The organism is Streptomyces caelestis (assembly GCF_014205255.1).
GTDB lineage: Bacteria > Actinomycetota > Actinomycetes > Streptomycetales > Streptomycetaceae > Streptomyces > Streptomyces caelestis.
The window spans coordinates 1,845,768-1,862,523 of sequence record NZ_JACHNE010000001.1; the positions used below are offsets into that span (position 1 = coordinate 1,845,768).

Sequence of the window (16,756 nt, forward strand, 5' to 3'; positions counted from 1 at the left end):
GGACCCGGTCAGAGCAGCCGCTTGCGGTAGTGGACGCGGTCGTAGGGCCCGTCCAGTCGTCGCTCCACCAGCTCATAGCCGTACTTCGGGTAGATCTTCTGGTTCTCCCACATCAGCGCGTTCGTGTAGAGCCTGATCTCGGGCAGCGCCAGCGCACGCGCGTGCGCGTCCACGAACCGCAGCAGCCGTCGCCCCACTCCCCCGCCGCGCGCGGTGGGGTGGACGGCGATGATGTCGAGGAAGAGGTGGTCCTCGAACGCCTCGACCACGACGAGGCCGGTGACGGGCTCGCCCGTCACGAACACCTTGCCCGCGGCCACGTTCGCCGCGTGGTCCTCCTCCATGGGCTGCGGCACCCGTCCGATGCGCTCGATGTACGGGCGGAAGGCCGCGTCGATCACGCCCTCGACGACCGGTACGTCGGCGGCACCGGCCGGCCGGATCTCCTCGTCTGCCATGCCGTGACGGTACCTACCCGATGCCGGTCTGAGCACTTCCTTACTGGCCCTGTGCACTTTTTGCCGGGTGCCGTGTCACCGGAGGCGGCTTGTTGCTGATCGCGGTTCGGGGTATCAGCGGGGCGTCCGGCGCATCAGGTCGAGGTAACCGCCACGGGCCCAGATCTCTCCCTGAAATCGGGCGGGTGACATGACCTCCGCTCTGTTTCCGCGGCGCCAGACCACATCGCAGCGATAGCAGTACCAGGCGTCCCTCCAGAGGGGATACGCCAGGGCCGCGCCTGCGTGGATCTGTCTGCGGGTCCGTCTGGTCCGCAGGCCCGCCAGTACGAGCACGAGTACGTCGACACCCGCCGGCACCAGCCAGATGAGAGGGCCGATGAGCGCGAAGACGGCGAACCAGGGCAGGGTCGCCGCGGCCACGATCCCGACGCCCGGCGCCCCGGGAGGCTCAGGAGCGAGCGCGAGCCGCCCGGCGAGCGGGGCGTATGCGGGGCCGCCCTCCCGCCGTTGCTCTCGCGGTATCCGGCCCTCGTCGACGATGCGGAGCACCGAGTGCGTCCAGTCGCCCCCGCAGCGCGGGCACAGCGACATCCCGGGGACCCGTCGACTGCTGCTCCGGCCAGGCGGATCCGGGCCCATCCCCACCTCCCGTGCACATACGGGCTTCATCGAGCCGTTCCTGGAAGGGAGTTGCCCGGCGCGCGTTTGCCGGAACCGGACTTCGAAGCAGAGGCGAGGAAGGTACGGCGATCGTCGTAGGCGCCCTCGGCCGAGCCGGCCGCGGCCCCGGAGAGTCCTGGCCCGGACCGGCCCACAGAGGCCGAAGCCGCCCCGAACCAGCCCACGCAGGCCGAGGCCGCTCCCAACCAGCCGAAGGCGGCCGGTGCCACGGAGAACCTCGCCGAGACAGGCGGCGACAGCAGCACCCGGTACCCCGCGATCGGCGGCGCGGCCGCGCTGGCGCTCGGCTCGTCGGCCCTGTTCCTGGCGGCCCGGCGCCGGACGGTGAGCGGCAGTCGCCGCGGCCGCTGACCCAGGACTCGGGGCCTGTCCGGCGGCTCAGGCCGGACAGGCCCCGAAACGTTTCCTTGCGCGTGTCGGCCGAATACACGTGTCAGTCGAACGCCGACGCACAGGTGGTGGGCCTGGCCCGTGCCGGGTCGAGGGCGTTGGCCACCTCGTGGAAGGTGATCCGGTCGAACAGCCCGATGGCCACGTGCTCGGACAGGTCGGCCGGGCACAGGTCCTGGAGCAGGACGTTGCGCACGTCCGGCCCGCTCAGGTACTGGCTGCGCCACGGCGTGACCACCTCGTCGTACTTCGTGGCGATGACGGTGTAGCGCACGCCGGGCACGGTGTCGCCGCCCGCGTTGAGCCGGTCGAGGAAGTCGGAGCCGGCGACCTGGTCGGCGAGGGCGGGAGTGGTCTTCGCCAACAGGTTCCCGGCTCCCGGGAAGTACGGCAGCAGGTTGGTGAAGCCGCTCAGTGTGGTGCCGTGGTTGCTGGGCGCGATGCCGACCAGCGCGTTCACCTCGGCGGCTCCGCCGAGGAACCTCAGGTAGTAGCGGGGCATCATGCCGCCCTGCGAATGTCCGACGATGTCGGTCTCGACGGCGCCGGTGGTGGCGAGCACCTGGTCGACGAAGTCCTTGAGCTGTCCGGCCGACTTCTCGACGGGTCCGAGGCCGTGGAAGAAGGGGACACCCTCCAACTGGCCGTAGTCGAGCGAGAAGACGCAGTAGCCGCGGACCTTCAGATAGGGGGCGAGGCCCAGCCAGTTGTCGACGGAGTTCCCGAGGGTGCCGTGGACGAGGACGACGGGGCGGGGATGAGCGGCGGACGGCTTGCAGGAGTAGTCGTTCCAGCCGGAGCTCGGGGCGCCGGCGGCCTGGGCGGAGGCGGCGGGGACGGTGACGGCCGCGGCGGTCACCAGCAGCGCGGTCAGGGGGCTGAACACTCGTTTCCAGGGCAGCATCGAGTGATCTCCTTGCGGCTCAAGGGAGGTGCGACGGCACGACGCCCTGTGATCCGGATCACGGGATGCTGTTCACTCGTCAAGTTACGAGTGAGTAGTCAAACTGGGAAGTTACGCGCCAGTAAAAACTTCCAGCGATAACCGACGACAACGGACCCGTCCGACGCCTCTTCACCAGGCAGGACGGATGGGCCCGCGCGGAGCGATCCGCAACAACTGCTCCCCGAGCGCCCGCACTTCCCTCTCCCCCAGCGCGTCCCCCCATTCCCGCACGGCTTCCGCGGCCGCCTCCTCCGCCGCCCGCGTGCACCCCCACCCGCGCCCGGTCAGCACGACAAGCCGCGCCCGCGCGTCGTCGGGGTGCGGCCGTCGCTCGACGTATCCCTTGCGGACCATCTCCTCCACGAGCTGACTGGCGGCCTGCTTGGTCACCCCGAGATGGGCAGCAAGGTCGGTGACCGTCGCGCCGTCCGGGGCGAGCCGGGCGAAGGCGAAGCCGTGCGCGGGCCTGACCCCCTCGAACCCCCTGGCCACGACGCCGTCGTTGATGCGTTGCGTCAGCTCACCGGCGACGGCGAGCAAGGCGGCGGACAGGGCCATGGCTTCGGAGTTCTGCACGTACGCATTGAAACACTCTTGACGAGAAGGTCAAGTAGCTTGACTATATAGTCAAGCTACTTGACTATCTGGAGGCCGCGATGCCCGTCGTCCGTTCGTCCGAAGCCGTCACGCACGAGATCCACGGCGCCCGCTTCGTCTCGTACGCCACCCCGCGCAGCGGGAGCAAGGAACTGTGCGCCTGGCGCGGTGAGATCCCCGCCGGTCTCAAAGCGCCCGCGCACACCGTCAGCCGGGAAGAGATCTTCCATCTGCTCGACGGCGAGCTGCTGATCACCCTCGACGGCCGCACCGAGCGGATCGCGGCGGGCGACACGGTGATCGTCAACCCCGGCGTCACCCTCACCGTCGAGAACCCCACCGACCGGACCGCGTACTCCTGGGTCACCACCTCCGTCGGCCTGGAGGCACGACTCGCCGACGGCACCCGCATCGTGCCGCCGTGGGCCAACTGACGTCACGCGGAAGGATCTACGCCGCCAGTCCCCCTAGCCCCCCGGGCATCACCGCCCGCGGCCCGAACTTCGCTCGCGCGCGGTCCGCGACCTCCTCGATGAGGCGGACCTTCTCGTCCACGGGGTCGAAAGTCAGCTGGTGGGAGGCCTGGTCGGCGGGGTCGAGTCCCTCGGCGCGCAGGGCGATCGCGCGGACCCGGGCGCGTTGCAGGCCGAGCCCTTCGTACATGCCGTACGCGGCCCTGGTCAGGTCCGGCGAGTGCGCGGTCGGTTCGGTCAGCGTGCGAGTGCGGGTCGTGGCGGAGCGGTCGGCGTAGCGCACGGTGAGGGTGAGCGTGCGGCACACCTTCTCCAGGGCGCGCAACCGGGCGCCGATCTCCTCGGCGGCCGACAGCAGGGCACGGCGGTGGCGGTCCGGGTCCAGTTCGTCGCGGCCGAAGGGGCGTTCCGTCGCGAGGGAGCGGGAGACGGCGTTCGGTACGACCCGGCCGCGGTCGATGCCGTTCGCCTTCTCGTGCAGCTCGCGGCCGGCCTTCGCACCGACCAGCCGCTGGAGCGTGGACAGCGGCGCGGCGGCGACCCTGCCGAGAGTGTCGAGGCCGTAGTCGCCCAGTGTGCGGGCGGTCGCGGCGCCCACGCCGGGCAGCGCGGCGACGGGCTTGTCCGCGAGGAACTCCGCGATGGCGTCCCGCTCCTCGGGCACCGCACACGTCACCCCGGGCACGGCGTCGCGCAGCGCCACGCGGGCCAGCATCGGCCCGGGCCCGGCTCCGATCACGCAGTCGACGCCGTACAGCGCGAGTGAGCGCACCCGGATCACCGAGGCCAGTTCGACGGCATCCCGCCCGAAGTACCGTTCGGCGCCCCGCAGGTCGGCCAGCGCCCCGTCCGGCGGCAGGGCCTGGACGACGGGGGTGAACTCCTCCAGCATCCCGAGCAGTCGGGGCAGGTCGGCCTCGCGCGTCGGAGGCAGCTGGAAACGTACGCAGAGGATGGTCATCCCGCACTCCCCGGACTCTGGTGCCACAACTTTCTTCCCACCGCGGGCCCTTCGCCCGCGGGACGCAGATCGGCCCAGGGGTGCATCTCGTACCCCGTGGGCATGCGGATCTTCCGCTGCTCCTCCGGTTCCTGGGCCGCGGAGCCCGCCGGCGCCTTGCCGCCGTCACCGGAATCGCCGGAACCAGCACCGGCCAGCCGGGCCGCGACCCCCTCCAGCCCCTCCTCCCGGCGCACCTCCAGCAGCTCCGCGAGGTTCCAGGCGGCGGCGCCCACCACGCTGAGGCTGCGCGGGCCGCGCCGCTGCACCACCCCGCGCACCAGCAGCAGCCAGGAGTGGAAGACGGTGTGGGCGCAGGCGTCGTGGGAGTCGTCGAAGAAGGCGAGGTCGACCAGGCCCGTGCCGTCGTCCAGGGTGGAGAAGATGACCCGCTTGCCGGACCGGATCGGCGGCGTCTGGGTCGCCGCCTTGGCGCCCGCGACCAGCACCGTCTCCCCGTGCCGGGCCTCGCGCAGCCGGCGCGCGGACACCACGCCCAGCTCGTCGAGGAACGTCCGGTGATCGTCCATCAGATTGCGCGAGGCGTCCATGGACAGCACGCCCAGCTCGGCACTGAGCCGCTCCGAGGAGGTGAGATCGGGCAGCCCGGCCGGTGCGGTCTTCCGGCCGCCGGCCAACGGCAGCTGGCCGCCGCCCGCACCCCGCGCGCCCCGGTGCAGCTCGGTCAGATGCAGTTGCAGATCACGGCGGTTGGCGCCGAACGCGTCCAGCGCTCCCACCTGCGCGAGCCGCTGGGCCAGCGGACGACTGGGCCGGCCCCGCTCCCAGAAGTCGACCAGCGAGGCGTACGGCTGCCCCTCGGCGATCCGCGCCGCCTCGGCCTCAGTGATGCCGTGCACATCGGAGAGCGCCAGCCGCAGCCCCCATTTACCGGACACCAGTTCGATACGATGTGCGACGCCCGACGCGTTCACGTCCAACGGCAGCACCGGCACGCCGCGCCGCCGCGCGTCCGCCAGCAGCAGCCGCTTCGGGTACATGCCGGGATCGTGCGTGAGCAACCCCGCGTAGAAGGCGGCCGGGTGATGCGCTTTCAGCCACGCCGACTGATACGTCGGCACGGCGAAGGCGACCGCGTGGGCCTTGCAGAAGCCGTACGACCCGAAGGCCTCGACGATCTCCCAGGTCCGCTGAACGGTTTCCGCGTCATAGCCGTTCGCCGCCGCGTGCTGCGCGAACCACACCTTGATCCGCCCCTGCGACTCCGGATCCGACAACCCGCGCCGCACCCGGTCCGCCTCACCGCGCCCGCAGCCGGTCATGATGTCGACGATGTCGATGATCTGCTCGTGGAAGACGACGACCCCGTACGTCTCCTTCAGCGGCTCCTCCAGATCCCGGTGGGGATAGCGGATCGGCGCCCGCCCGTGCCGCGCCTCGATGAACGGCCGCACCATGTCGGCGGCGACCGGCCCGGGCCGGAACAGCGAGATGTCGACGACGAGATCGTGGAAGGTGGCCGGCTGGAGCCGCCCGACCAGATCCCGCTGCCCCGGCGACTCGATCTGGAAGCAGCCGAGCGTCTCGGCGGACCGGATCAGCCGGTACGTCTCCGGATCCCCGGGCGGCACGGTGTCCAGATCGACCCTGACGCCCGACACCCGTTCCACTTCCGCCACGGCGTGCGCCATCGCCGACTGCATCCGCACCCCCAGCACGTCCAGCTTGAGCAGCCCGAGGTCCTCGACGTCGTCCTTGTCGAACTGCGACATCGGAAAGCCCTCGCCACTGGTCGGCATGACCGGCGTACGGGCCAGCAGGGAGGCGTCGGACAGCAGCACGCCGCACGGGTGCATGGCCACCCCGCGCGGCAGCGCGTCCAGCGCCTCGACCAGCTCCCAGAGCCTCCCGTACCTCTCCTTCTCCCCCGCCAGCGCCCGCAGCTCGGGCAGCTCCTCCAACGCGGCGCGGGCGTCCCGCGCCCGAATATGAGGAAAGGACTTGGCGACCCGGTCGATCTCGGCCGGATCCATGGACAGCGCCGCCCCCACGTCACGGATCGCATGCCGCACGCGATACGTCTCCGGCATCGCGACCGTCGCGACCCGCTCGGTACCGAACCGGTCGATGATCGCGCGGTAGACCTCCAGCCGGCGCGCGGACTCCACGTCGATGTCGATGTCGGGCAGCACGACCCGCTCCTTCGACAGGAACCGCTCCATCAGCAGCCGGTGCTCGATCGGATCGGCGTGCGCGATCCCGAGCAGATGGTTGACGAGCGACCCCGCACCGGAGCCCCGGGCGGCGACCCGGATGCCCATCTCCCGCACATCGTCGACCACTTGGGCCACGGTCAGAAAGTAGGAGGCGAAGCCGTGGTGGGCGATGATGTCCAGCTCGTGGTGCATCCGCTCCCAGTACTCCCGCCGCCGGTCGTACCCGCGCAGCACCATCCCCGCCGCCGCCCGCGAGGCCAGCGTCCGCTGGGCGCCGCGGCGGCCGGCGCCGACCAGACGCGGCTCGGGAAAGTGGACGGTACCGATCCCGAGGTCGTCCTCGGGATCGACCAGGCACTCGGCGGCCGTGACCTCGGTCTGCTCCACCAGTCGGTGAGCGGTGTCCCGCCGGAACCCCGCGGCCTCCACGATCCGCTCCGCCACCCCGAGCATGGCCCCAGCGCCCTTGAGCCAGGCCTCGCCGGAGTCCAGCTCCTTGGCCGGGTCGATCGGCACCAGCCGGCGCGCGGCGTCCAGCACGTCGGCGACCGGGCCGAGCCCCGGGTCGGCGTACCGTACGGCGTTGCTGAGCACGGGCCGGATCCGCTGCTCGGCGGCGAACCCGACGGTCCGGGCGGCCAGCCGCAGGGAGCCGGGACCCGTACCTTTCCGGCCATGCCAGACGGCCTCCAGCCGCAGGGCGTCGCCGTAGACCTCCCGCCAGGGCACGAGCAGCCGCGCCGCACGGTCGGGACGCCCGGCGGCCAAGGCACGCCCCACATCCGAGTCGGGCCCGAGCAGTACGGTCACGCCCTCGGCGTGATGGCGCCCCCAGGGCAGCAGGGGTGCCCCCTCCTCCTCATGCACCACCGAGACGAGCCGGCACAGCCCGGCCCACCCACGGGCGCCGTCCCGGGCGAGAAAGGTCACCCGGGGGGCCGACTCGTCGACGAAGGCGCCACCGCGCACAGGAGTCCGGCGCCGCCCCCGCCCCGCCACGGGCTCAGGGGGCTCTGCTCCCGCCACCGCCAGCTCCGCCCCGAACACCGGACGGACTCCCGCTTTCGCACAGGCCTTCGCGAACCGGACGGCGCCGGCAAGCGTGTCGCGATCGGTGAGAGCCAGGGCGTCCATGCCCCGCTCGGAGGCACGCTCGGCCAGCCGCTCCGGGTGCGAGGCTCCATATCGCAACGAGAACCCGGAGACGGTGTGCAGATGCGTGAACCCCGGCACACGCACCTCCCGCACTCGTGAACCACACCGGCTCTCGAACATTTGTTCCCAGCTACCTCACCCCCACCATAGACCAATTCTCGAATACATGTGCGACATCCGTTCGGCCCCACCCCACCTGCGGAAACACCACCCCGCCCCCGACTGTGGAGGCATGCCGCACCGCTCGTTCCGCGACGAGGTGAGAGACGCCGTCACCCCGCGGGCCACCTTGCTCATCGTCGGCGTGATCGCACTCCAGCTGCTGTTCATCGCCTCCTACGTGGGAGCCCTGCACGACGCGCCGGGGCCAAGCCGTCGAACCCCCGGCGCGCCGTGATCCGCCTGGCGGTCATGGCCCTGGTCACCCTCCTCGGCGGCCTCGGCGGCGCCCTCATCACCGGCCCGGCCCTGGACGGCCCCCCTCTTGGTATTGGCGGCATGGGCACCCGCACCCGCACCCGCACCCGCACCCGGACCCGGAAGCCGTAACCCCGCACACGGGGAAGCCGCACCCGCGCACGGCGAGAAGGGGACGTGTCGGGGGGTGTCCGCCCGCAGCGGTTGGCGCGTCAACGGACAGTCAGTCGGTGTCCGACCCCATCGCGCCGTTCCGAGGACGGACACCCCCCGGCGCGGCCCCGACCCACCACCGCCGCGCAGGCGCAAGCGGCGCGCACCCCCACCGAACCGCACAGGCCGCCGCAGGCACCCCCCGCCCAACCGCCGGAGGCAAACGCAGAAGTCCCGCCCCTCACACAAGGGGCGGGACTTCACAGCCTAGAACCCAGAACTCAGCCGATCTCGGTCCCGGTAGCCGACAGCGCCTCCGTCACAGGCTGGAAGAACGTCTCCCCACCGGACGTGCAGTCACCACTGCCACCGGACGTCAGCCCGATCGCGTTGCTGCCCGAGAAGAGCGCGCCACCACTGTCACCGGGCTCCGCGCACACGTCGGTCTGGATCAGACCGTTCACGATGTCGCCGTTGCCGTAGTTCACGGTGGCGTCCAGCCCCGTGACCTTCCCGTCGTGCACCTGGGTCGTCGACCCGCTCCGCGTGACCTCCATGCCGACCGTCGCCGCGGCGGCACCCGTGATCTTCTGCGTCGAGCCGTTGTAGAGGTTCACCTCGCTCGGGTGAGCCACATCCGCGGTGTACTTGACCAGCCCGTAGTCGTCACCCGGGAAGCTGGAGTCCGCGTTGGTGCCGATCTCCTTGCCACTGGAGTCCGACCACGTCGAGATGCCCTCGGTGCAGTGCCCGGCGGTCAGGAAGAACGGCTCGCCGCCCTTGACCACGTTGAAGCCGAGCGAGCAGCGGCCACTGCCACCGGTGATCGCGTCGCCACCGGCGATGAAGGGCTTGTACTCGCCCTTCGTCCGCTTGAGTTCGGCCTTCGCGCCGAGCCCGTCGACGACCTTCGTCAGCTTCGCCCACTCGGCCTTGGACACCGTACGGTCGGCGGTGACGACGATCTTGTTGGTCGTCGGGTCGGTCACCCAGGAGGTGCCCGGGATCGTCGCGTCCTGCTTCAGCGTGCCGCGGGCGCTCTTCAGTTCGGCGAGAGAGTTCGCCACGACTCTCGCCTTGGCTCCGGCCTTCTCGACGGCCTTGGCCGCGGCCTCGTCGAGCACGTTCACCACGAGGCTCTTGCTCTGCGTGTCGTAGTACGTGCCCGCCGCGTCGGCGCCGAGGTCCTCGGCCAGCGTCGAGGCGAGCTTTCCGGCCGCCGTGACCGACAGGGTCCGGGGCGCGGAGGCCTCCGGGGTCTCGCTCGCGTTCGCAGTCTGGAAGGTGACTCCCGCGGCGACCAGTGCGGCGATACCCGCACCTGCCACGGCTGCACGCCGCTTGGGTATGCGTCGGTGCTTCAACTCACGTCCTCCTGTGGGGGGTCGGCCCGAGAGGTTGTGGGGACCTCGCGAGCCGGAAGGCTTTGTTGACGAGCGCCTACTATTCCGAGGACAACGGGGGGCACACAAGGTCGAGTTCAGGACGCGCGTAGATTACGGATCGCACGCCCCCTCATTTTGACCGTCCACGATCAAATCGGACCAACTCACACCTGCTTCACGCGCGTTCACACTGCAAACATTACGCGTGAGTAATCTGTGCCCACTCTGTGAAGTCTGGCCATGACTGAAAAGCGCCTGCCCGTCCAGACCACGCCAACCCACCAAAAAGGGGAAACCCCCGCACGCAGTGCGTGCGGGGGCACGAAGCTCAGCCTGCAACCGAACCCGGCCTAGTACACGCTGACCCCGTAGGCGCTCAGGGCCTCCGTGACGGGCTGGAAGAACGTCGTACCACCGGAGGAGCAGTTACCGCTGCCGCCGGAGGTCAGACCGTACGCGACACCGTTGCTGCCGTAGAGCGAACCGCCGGAGTCACCGGGCTCGGCACAGACGGTGGTCTGAATCAGGCCGGAGACGACGTCCCCGCCGCCGTAGTTGACGGTGGCGTTGAGGGCGGTGACACGGCCGCTGTGCGTACCGGTCGTGGAGCCGTCGCGGATGACGGTGGTGCCCACACTCGGCGTGGCCGCGCGCGTGATGTCCACGCCGTTCGCGGTGCCGGGACGGCTGACGGAGCCGCTGTAGCGGACGAGGCCGTAGTCGTTGCCCGGGAAGCTGGAGCCGGCGGTCGAGCCGATGACCGTGGTGCGGCCGGAGTTGGAGTACCAGGTGCCCGCGCCGTCGGTGCAGTGACCGGCGGTCAGGAAGTACTCGGTGCCGTTGCTGGCACGGACGTTGAAGCCGAGGGAGCAGCGCCAGCTACTCGCATAGATGGCGTCGCCGCCCTGGATCAGCTTGTTGAACTTGCCGGGGGTGCGCTTGATCGTGAGCGCGTCGGCGTTGGCGCCGGCCTGCTGCTTGATCTTCGCTATCTCGGCCTGGGTGACCGTGCTGTCGACGGTCACGAGCACGCGGTTGGTCTTGCTGTCGACGGCCCAGGCGGTGCCCGGGATGTCGGCCTTCAGGATCGAGCCGCTGGCGCTCTTGAGCTCGGTGGCGCTGAAGGTGGCGGGGGCGTCGGACGCGTTCGCGCTGGGGATCGCGATCGCTGCGGCGGCGACGAGGCCGGTGGAAACGGCGATCAGCCGGGTCCGTCTCGAAATGCCACTGCGGGGGGTGGTGCGCTTGATCCTCACTTCTCGTTCCTCCACAAAGGAAGTAGGGGGCCCTCGTGGGGTTTCGGGCCCGTGAGGCGCAGTCCGGGACGGGCGGGTCCGGATTCCGAACCGCCGTGCCCCTGACAAGCGCTGTGGGGGAGTATTCGGCCGAACGGCCGGTAGGCGCAAGAGGGCCTTTCGGTCGTGCCCTTTTGAAGGGCTGTCACGAAGCCTCGAAACGGCCTGCGAACGCACCCGGCGACAGCTGCGCGCGAGGGACGCAGCAGCGCGCGACGGACACGGGGCGGGTCAGCCGTGACGGATACGGGGCGGGCAGCTCCTCTCAGGGGCAGCAGCAGTCGCACCCGTCGCAGTCGCAATCCCGGCAGCAGCCCTCACGCTTCTTACGGGACCACGGCCCCTCGTACTCCTTCGCACAGCACAGCTTGCAGGTGCAGCACAGCAGCCAGAACATCCCGCACCCCGCCCAGAACCCGCGTCGGCCCCGGGGCTGCTGCGGCACCGGCTCACCGCCACCGAAACCGCCGCCGCCATACCCTCCTCCCCCACCGCCGTACGGGTTTCCGCCACCGCCCGCGTACGGGTTCGGCACGGAGCCGTGCGGCCCCTGGACGTACGGCTCCTGAGGCGGCTGCTGCTCGTACGGCCCGCCCTGATGTGACGCACACACCGGTACCGTGCCGAACGCCCGGTCCACCGAGCGCCGCAGTTCGTGCACGAGCAACAGATGCACGAGCTTCGCATCGGTGAACTCGGCGTCGCGCAGCGCGAGCCTCACCCCGTGCACAGCGTCGTCGGCGAGCCGCCGGGCCGCCACGAGGGAGGTGCCGGTCGCGACGATCGGGTTCCAGGCGCCTGACGCGGTATCAGCGTGCAGATCCTCCACGGCATCCAGCAGGTGGGCCAGCCGTCCGAAGAGCCGTCCGGCCTCGGCGAGCGGCCCGGCGTTGTGCGGCCGGCCGGCGAGGACCGCCGTGTGCGCGAAGGCGGCGGCGGTCGCGGTCTCGGTCGGTTCGGTGACCGTGAGGATCGGTGTGCCGGGTCCGGCGAGCGCCTCGATGCCGCCCTGCCGGTCCACGGCGTCGACCAGGACGGCCGTGTCGAACCCGACGGCGGAGCCGGTGCGCGCCCCGGCGCGGTCCCAGCCCGCGGCGACCCGGCGCGCGGCGCGCGCGACCGGCGCGCGGGCCAGCAGTCCGTCGCCGTCGGCGACGTGGTCGCGCACCTTGGCGGAGGCGAGCACGAGCGACACGGCCGCCGCGAGCCGCGCTCCCTCGCCGTGCGCGACGGACGCGGTGCGCATCCCGCGCAGCGGGCACGGTCCCGCCGTACGCCGCCCCACACCACTCGGCGGGCCGGCCGGCCCGCCCGCCTGAGCCTCCGTCAACACGGAGACCAGAAGCCCGTCGTAGTTCGTCACGATGCGCGCGAGCTGCCCGTGGTCCCCGCGCAGTGCGAGACACAGCCCACACAAATGCGCCATCCACTGGGCGGTGAGGCTCTCCCCGAGCCGGTGCCGACAGGGCCTGACCATTCCGAACACGGTGTCCCCCCGCTGCTGTGCACGACGTTTGGCGCCGCATGTTATCGGCCATCGCGTTCACCCGTACGCACCGCCGATCACCCGTACGCCGCGAAGAATCATATTTCACTCACAGTCAGCAGCCGTTTGCGACAAGACCCTTGGGAAACACGGACTCTCGACGGATTCGCTGTGCACCAGTACCGTCACAAACCCCCCGTGCGGCGTCTATCCACTTGGCGCGACATCCGCATCATGGACGACCATAGGGATGCGGAAAGCAAGAAAGACCGCTGTGAGAGGAGGCGTCCATGGGATCGGTACGCAAGGCAAGTGCCTGGCTTGGCCTCGTCGACGACAACGAAGACGAGCGTTACTACGACGACGACTACTCCGACGGGACCGAGCCCGGGGACGCCTGGGTCACCGATCCGCGCGTCAAGGTGGCCTCGGACGTCGCCGAGGAGAAGGGGCGCCGCATCGGCACGGTGACCCCGGACAGCTTCCGGGACGCGCGCGCCATCGGCGAGCTGTTCCGCGAGGGCGTGCCGGTCATCATGAACCTCACGGCCATGGACGCCGCCGACGCCAAGCGCGTGGTCGACTTCGCGGCCGGGCTGATCTTCGGCCTGCGCGGGTCGATCGAGAGAGTGTCGACCCGGGTGTTCCTGCTGACCCCCGCCAACACGGAGATCGTGAACGGCGACCCCGCCGCGCACCGCACCGACGGCTTCTTCAACCAGAGCTGAGGCAGGGCCGCTCACCGGCCCTGCCTCCGCGCGGGTCACCGGACAGGGCCTAACGGAAGGCGTCGAGTCCGGTGAGCGCCTTGCCCAGCACGAGCTGGTGCATCTCGACGGTGCCCTCGTAGGTGAGCACCGACTCGAGGTTGGTCGCGTGCCGCATCACGGGGTATTCGAGCGAGATCCCGTTGGCCCCGAGAATGGTGCGGGCCGTGCGGCAGATCTCGATCGCTTCTCGTACGTTGTTGAGCTTGCCGAAGCTGACCTGCTCGGGACGCAGGCGGCCGGCGTCCATACGCCGCCCCAGATGATGGGCGAGCAGAATTCCCTTGTGCAGTTCGACCGCCATGTCGGCGAGTTTGGCCTGGGTGAGCTGGAAGCCGCCGATGGGCCGCCCGAACTGCTCCCGTGACTTCGCGTAGTCGACCGCGGCCTCGAAACAACTGCGGGCCGCGCCCATGGCGCCCCAGACGATTCCGTACCGGGCGTGCGACAGACAGCTGAGCGGCCCGCGCAGGCCGCTGACCTCCGGCAGGACGGCGTCGGCGGGCAGCCGTACGTCGTCGAGGACGAGTTCGCTGGTGACGGAGGCGCGCAGGGACCACTTGTGCTTGATCTCCGGGGCGGAGAACCCACCGCTGCCGGTCGGCACGACGAACCCGCGGATCCCGTCCTCGGTCTGCGCCCACACGACGGCGACGCCGGCGACCGACCCGTTGGTGATCCACATCTTGCGGCCGTTGAGAACCCAGTCGGTGCCGTCGCGCTTGGCGTACGTCCGCATGGCGGCCGGGTCGGATCCGTGGTCCGGCTCGGTGAGCCCGAAGCAGCCGATGACCTCGCCGGAGGCCATCCGGGGCAGCCACTGCTGCTTCTGCGCTTCGCTGCCGAACCGGTGGAGGGCGTACATGGCGAGGGAGCCCTGCACGGAGACGAGGGAGCGGATCCCGGAGTCGGCGGCCTCCAGCTCCAGACAGGCGAGTCCGTACTGCACGGCGGACGCGCCGGCGCAGCCGTACCCCTCCAGGGACATCCCGAGGGCACCGACGCTGCCCAGCTCCCTGGCCAGCTCCCGGATCCCGGGCAGCTCCCCCTTCTCGTACCACTCGGCGACGTACGGCAGCACCCGATCCGCGGCCCAGGCCCGCACGGTGTCCCTGATCCCCAGATCCTCCGGCTCCAGGAGTTCGTCGAGGCCGAGGGGGTCTGCGGGGTCGAAGGGAGGAAGCTTGGACGACTCGGACATGCGCACACCCTCCGAAACTCTTTAACTAGCACTGCTAGCCAAGACGCTACGGTGTCCGCCCGCCCACGCACCACCCCTGAGGTCCACAGTGGGGCACAACACCGTCGGCGGCCGCGACCTCCATCCGACCGCCGCAGCCCCAGCCGCCCACCGGCGACCTCCACCCCTCGATCGGCCGATACGGGTGGCGCGTGGGTGGGCAAGGCACGTCACACCGAGACGCGCGACTCCGGGGAGTCCCTGGGTGCGGGCAACTCCACCGCACCGGCGCCCTCGCACTGCATGCCCCGCGGCAACCGCAACGCCATCACCGCGCCGAGCAGCAACAACCCCGCACTCACGAGCAACGTCACGTGCAGCCCGTGCACGAACGCGTCCCGGGCGGCATGACGCAGCGCAACCCCGGCAGTTCCGCCCAGTTGCGCAGCAACCTCGTACGCCTCCCCCAGCGAATGCCCCGCCGAGGAGGACGCCGACTCCGGCACACCGGGCACGTCCGACAGCCCGGGCGCGTAGGCCGCGTTCATCACCGTGCCGAGCAGGGCGATCCCGATCCCCGCCCCCAGCTGGTACGACGTCTCCCCGATCGCCGCCGCGCCTCCCGCCTGCTCCGGCGGCGCCTCGCTCAGCATCGACTCGTACGCCCCGAACAGCGTCGTCTCCAGCCCGAAGCCGAGCAGCACGAACCCGGTCAGCATCAGCGCGCAGTCGTCCGTCCGGCCCAGGGCCGTCAGCAGCACCACCGCGAACGCGGTCAGGCAGAACCCGGCGCACACCATCCGCCGCGGCCCGAACCGCCGCAGCATCCGCGCCCCGGCCAGCCCTGCCGCCATCGCCGCGAAGGTCAGCGGCAGCAGCCGCAGCCCCGTCTCCAGCGGCGACAGCCCGAGCACGAGCTGGAGGTACTGCGCGGCGATCAGTTCGAGACCGACCAGCGCGAGCATCGCCAGCACGATGCATCCGACGGACGTGCTGAACGCCGGCCGCGAGAACATCTTGAGGTCGACCAGCGGCTGCGCCCGCCGCCGCTGCCGCCGTACGAAGGCGACCAGCAGCGCCGCGCCCACGACCAGCGGCAGCACGGTGAGCAGGCTCCCCACCGACTCCCCGCCCCCGAGCCGCTTGACGCCCAGCACGACCCCGAACAGTCCGACGGCCGCCATCAGCGCGCCGACCACGTCCCAGGGCCCTTCGCCGTCGCCCTTCGACTCGGGCAGCAGCAGTCGCCCCACCGGGAGGCTGACCAGCATCAACGGTATGTTGACGAGGAAGACCGAGCCCCACCAGAAGTGCTCCAGCAGGAAGCCGCCGAGCAGCGGTCCGACCGCCGCGCCCACCGCGGCCACGGCGCTCCAGATGCCGATCGCGAGCGCCCGCTCGCGCCGGTCGGGGAAGACCTGCCGCAGGATCGACAGGGTCGCCGGCATGATCATCGCGCCGCCCACGCCGAGCAGCGCCCGCGCCACGATCAGCACCTGCGCGTTGTCCGCCAGGGCCGCCAGGCCGGAGGCGACGCCGAACAGCGCGTACCCGAGGAGCAGGACTCTCCTGCGGCCGACGCGGTCGCCCAGCGTGCCGAACAGGATCAGCAGCGAGGCGCAGACGAGCGGGTAGACGTCGACGATCCAGAGCAGCTCTATCCCGCCGGGCTTCAGGTCCTCGGTGACGGCGGGGACCGCCACGTGCAGCACGGTGGCGTCGACGGCGACCAGCAGCAGGCTGACGCAGAGGACGACGAGAACCACCCAGCGGTTGGCACCGGCCCCGGCCGCCCGACGGCGCAGTGCGGCGGCCGTGGTCGTCCCGGACATGTACGTACCTCCCAGATGTTCCCTCGCGATCGGCGGGCTCACGGGGTGGGGGACGCCCCCGCGACTCGGCCGGAGAGGAGCGGTGGTCTCCGGCCCGCGCTGACGAAAAGCGAGTGACACGTCAGAGTACGCGAGTCCGCGCGGGAGCCGAGTGGCGGACCTCTCACCCGTCCGGCGGAAAGATGTGGCGTACGCCACTCTCCCCTCTGTCGTCCGCTCCCCCGCCGTCGACCACTCCCCTGCCTCCGTCGGGCACTCCCCCGCCGTCGACCACTCCCCTGTCTCCGTCGGGCACTCCCCCGCCGTCGACCACTCCCCTGCCTCCGTCGGGCACTCCCCCGCCGTCGACCCCTCCCCTGCC

The 16,756-nt window shown here is 71.0% G+C and carries 15 protein-coding genes and 1 pseudogene; 5 read left to right on the plus strand and 11 right to left on the minus strand.

Features of this window, described 5'->3' with window-relative positions:
• Positions 1-8: 8 nt before the first annotated feature.
• Entirely contained in the window at positions 9-458 is a 450-nt protein-coding gene (locus tag HDA41_RS08335) for a GNAT family N-acetyltransferase (protein ID WP_184982129.1), read from the minus strand.
• A 114-nt stretch (positions 459-572) separates the two neighbouring features.
• The gene (locus tag HDA41_RS08340) at positions 573-1,052 is read right to left on the minus strand and encodes a hypothetical protein (RefSeq protein ID WP_184982131.1); all 480 of its coding nucleotides are present in this window, start codon (positions 1,050-1,052) and stop codon (positions 573-575) included.
• Between the two features lie 348 nt (positions 1,053-1,400).
• Here HDA41_RS08340 and HDA41_RS08345 point away from each other — a divergent pair, with 348 nt between their 5' ends.
• The gene (locus HDA41_RS08345; protein WP_376706853.1) at positions 1,401-1,493 is read left to right on the plus strand and encodes a hypothetical protein; all 93 of its coding nucleotides are present in this window, start codon (positions 1,401-1,403) and stop codon (positions 1,491-1,493) included.
• An 82-nt stretch (positions 1,494-1,575) separates the two neighbouring features.
• Here HDA41_RS08345 and HDA41_RS08350 read toward each other — a convergent pair whose 3' ends face one another.
• Together HDA41_RS08350 and HDA41_RS08355 are read right to left on the minus strand one after the other, a co-directional pair.
• Complete coding sequence (locus HDA41_RS08350) at positions 1,576-2,436, minus strand: esterase/lipase family protein (protein WP_184982133.1); 861 nt, start codon at positions 2,434-2,436, stop codon at positions 1,576-1,578.
• 171 nt (positions 2,437-2,607) lie between these two features.
• A complete protein-coding gene (locus HDA41_RS08355; protein ID WP_184982135.1) occupies positions 2,608-3,054 on the minus strand; it encodes a MarR family winged helix-turn-helix transcriptional regulator in 447 nt (148 codons plus the stop codon).
• An 80-nt stretch (positions 3,055-3,134) separates the two neighbouring features.
• Here HDA41_RS08355 and HDA41_RS08360 point away from each other — a divergent pair, with 80 nt between their 5' ends.
• Positions 3,135-3,509 carry a cupin domain-containing protein gene (locus HDA41_RS08360; protein WP_184982137.1) on the plus strand — a complete coding sequence of 125 codons (375 nt, stop codon included), beginning with the start codon at positions 3,135-3,137 and terminating at the stop codon, positions 3,507-3,509.
• Between the two features lie 16 nt (positions 3,510-3,525).
• On the opposite strand, the gene HDA41_RS08365 is transcribed toward HDA41_RS08360, so the two are convergent.
• Together HDA41_RS08365 and HDA41_RS08370 are read right to left on the minus strand one after the other, a co-directional pair.
• Entirely contained in the window at positions 3,526-4,509 is a 984-nt protein-coding gene (locus HDA41_RS08365; RefSeq protein ID WP_184982139.1) for a DNA polymerase Y family protein, read from the minus strand.
• Positions 4,506-7,958 carry a DNA polymerase III subunit alpha gene (locus HDA41_RS08370; protein WP_184982142.1) on the minus strand — a complete coding sequence of 1,151 codons (3,453 nt, stop codon included), beginning with the start codon at positions 7,956-7,958 and terminating at the stop codon, positions 4,506-4,508. The genes HDA41_RS08365 and HDA41_RS08370 overlap by 4 nt, the downstream gene beginning before the upstream one ends.
• A gap of 154 nt (positions 7,959-8,112) precedes the next feature.
• Between HDA41_RS08370 and HDA41_RS08375 the strand changes: the two are divergent.
• Both HDA41_RS08375 and HDA41_RS08380 read left to right on the plus strand, forming a co-directional pair.
• A pseudogene (locus HDA41_RS08375) lies at positions 8,113-8,238 on the plus strand (DUF3533 domain-containing protein); the annotation flags it as partial.
• Between the two features lie 53 nt (positions 8,239-8,291).
• On the plus strand, positions 8,292-8,429 hold the full coding sequence (locus HDA41_RS08380; protein WP_184982143.1) for a hypothetical protein: 138 nt from the start codon (positions 8,292-8,294) through the stop codon (positions 8,427-8,429).
• Positions 8,430-8,731: 302 nt separating this feature from the next.
• Here HDA41_RS08380 and HDA41_RS08385 read toward each other — a convergent pair whose 3' ends face one another.
• From HDA41_RS08385 to HDA41_RS08395, 3 genes are all read right to left on the minus strand, one after another.
• Positions 8,732-9,814: a S1 family peptidase gene (locus HDA41_RS08385; RefSeq protein WP_184982145.1), complete on the minus strand. Its 1,083-nt coding sequence runs from the start codon at positions 9,812-9,814 to the stop codon at positions 8,732-8,734.
• 371 nt (positions 9,815-10,185) lie between these two features.
• Positions 10,186-11,091 carry a S1 family peptidase gene (locus HDA41_RS08390; protein WP_184982147.1) on the minus strand — a complete coding sequence of 302 codons (906 nt, stop codon included), beginning with the start codon at positions 11,089-11,091 and terminating at the stop codon, positions 10,186-10,188.
• A 304-nt stretch (positions 11,092-11,395) separates the two neighbouring features.
• Complete coding sequence (locus tag HDA41_RS08395; RefSeq protein WP_184982149.1) at positions 11,396-12,616, minus strand: DUF5685 family protein; 1,221 nt, start codon at positions 12,614-12,616, stop codon at positions 11,396-11,398.
• 290 nt (positions 12,617-12,906) lie between these two features.
• Between HDA41_RS08395 and HDA41_RS08400 the strand changes: the two genes are divergently transcribed.
• On the plus strand, positions 12,907-13,344 hold the full coding sequence (locus HDA41_RS08400) for a cell division protein SepF (RefSeq protein ID WP_184982151.1): 438 nt from the start codon (positions 12,907-12,909) through the stop codon (positions 13,342-13,344).
• A 49-nt stretch (positions 13,345-13,393) separates the two neighbouring features.
• Here the strand turns inward: HDA41_RS08400 and HDA41_RS08405 are convergent, their stop codons facing one another.
• Complete coding sequence (locus HDA41_RS08405; protein ID WP_184982153.1) at positions 13,394-14,584, minus strand: acyl-CoA dehydrogenase family protein; 1,191 nt, start codon at positions 14,582-14,584, stop codon at positions 13,394-13,396.
• Positions 14,585-14,793: 209 nt separating this feature from the next.
• Positions 14,794-16,395 carry an MFS transporter gene (locus HDA41_RS08410; RefSeq protein ID WP_184982155.1) on the minus strand — a complete coding sequence of 534 codons (1,602 nt, stop codon included), beginning with the start codon at positions 16,393-16,395 and terminating at the stop codon, positions 14,794-14,796.
• Between the last annotated feature and the right edge of the window lie 361 nt (positions 16,396-16,756).

Bases quoted from the DNA above. Each gene is read 5' to 3' on its own strand.
- HDA41_RS08400 (WP_184982151.1), top strand. From the start codon at position 12,907: ATGGGATCGGTACGCAAGGCAAGTGCCTGGCTTGGCCTCGTCGACGAC.
- HDA41_RS08405 (WP_184982153.1), bottom strand. From the start codon at position 14,584: ATGTCCGAGTCGTCCAAGCTTCCTCCCTTCGACCCCGCAGACCCCCTC.
- HDA41_RS08360 (WP_184982137.1), top strand. From the start codon at position 3,135: ATGCCCGTCGTCCGTTCGTCCGAAGCCGTCACGCACGAGATCCACGGC.
- HDA41_RS08380 (WP_184982143.1), top strand. From the start codon at position 8,292: ATGGCCCTGGTCACCCTCCTCGGCGGCCTCGGCGGCGCCCTCATCACC.
- HDA41_RS08335 (WP_184982129.1), bottom strand. From the start codon at position 458: ATGGCAGACGAGGAGATCCGGCCGGCCGGTGCCGCCGACGTACCGGTC.
- HDA41_RS08365 (WP_184982139.1), bottom strand. From the start codon at position 4,509: ATGACCATCCTCTGCGTACGTTTCCAGCTGCCTCCGACGCGCGAGGCC.
- HDA41_RS08350 (WP_184982133.1), bottom strand. From the start codon at position 2,436: ATGCTGCCCTGGAAACGAGTGTTCAGCCCCCTGACCGCGCTGCTGGTG.
- HDA41_RS08410 (WP_184982155.1), bottom strand. From the start codon at position 16,395: ATGTCCGGGACGACCACGGCCGCCGCACTGCGCCGTCGGGCGGCCGGG.
- HDA41_RS08340 (WP_184982131.1), bottom strand. From the start codon at position 1,052: ATGTCGCTGTGCCCGCGCTGCGGGGGCGACTGGACGCACTCGGTGCTC.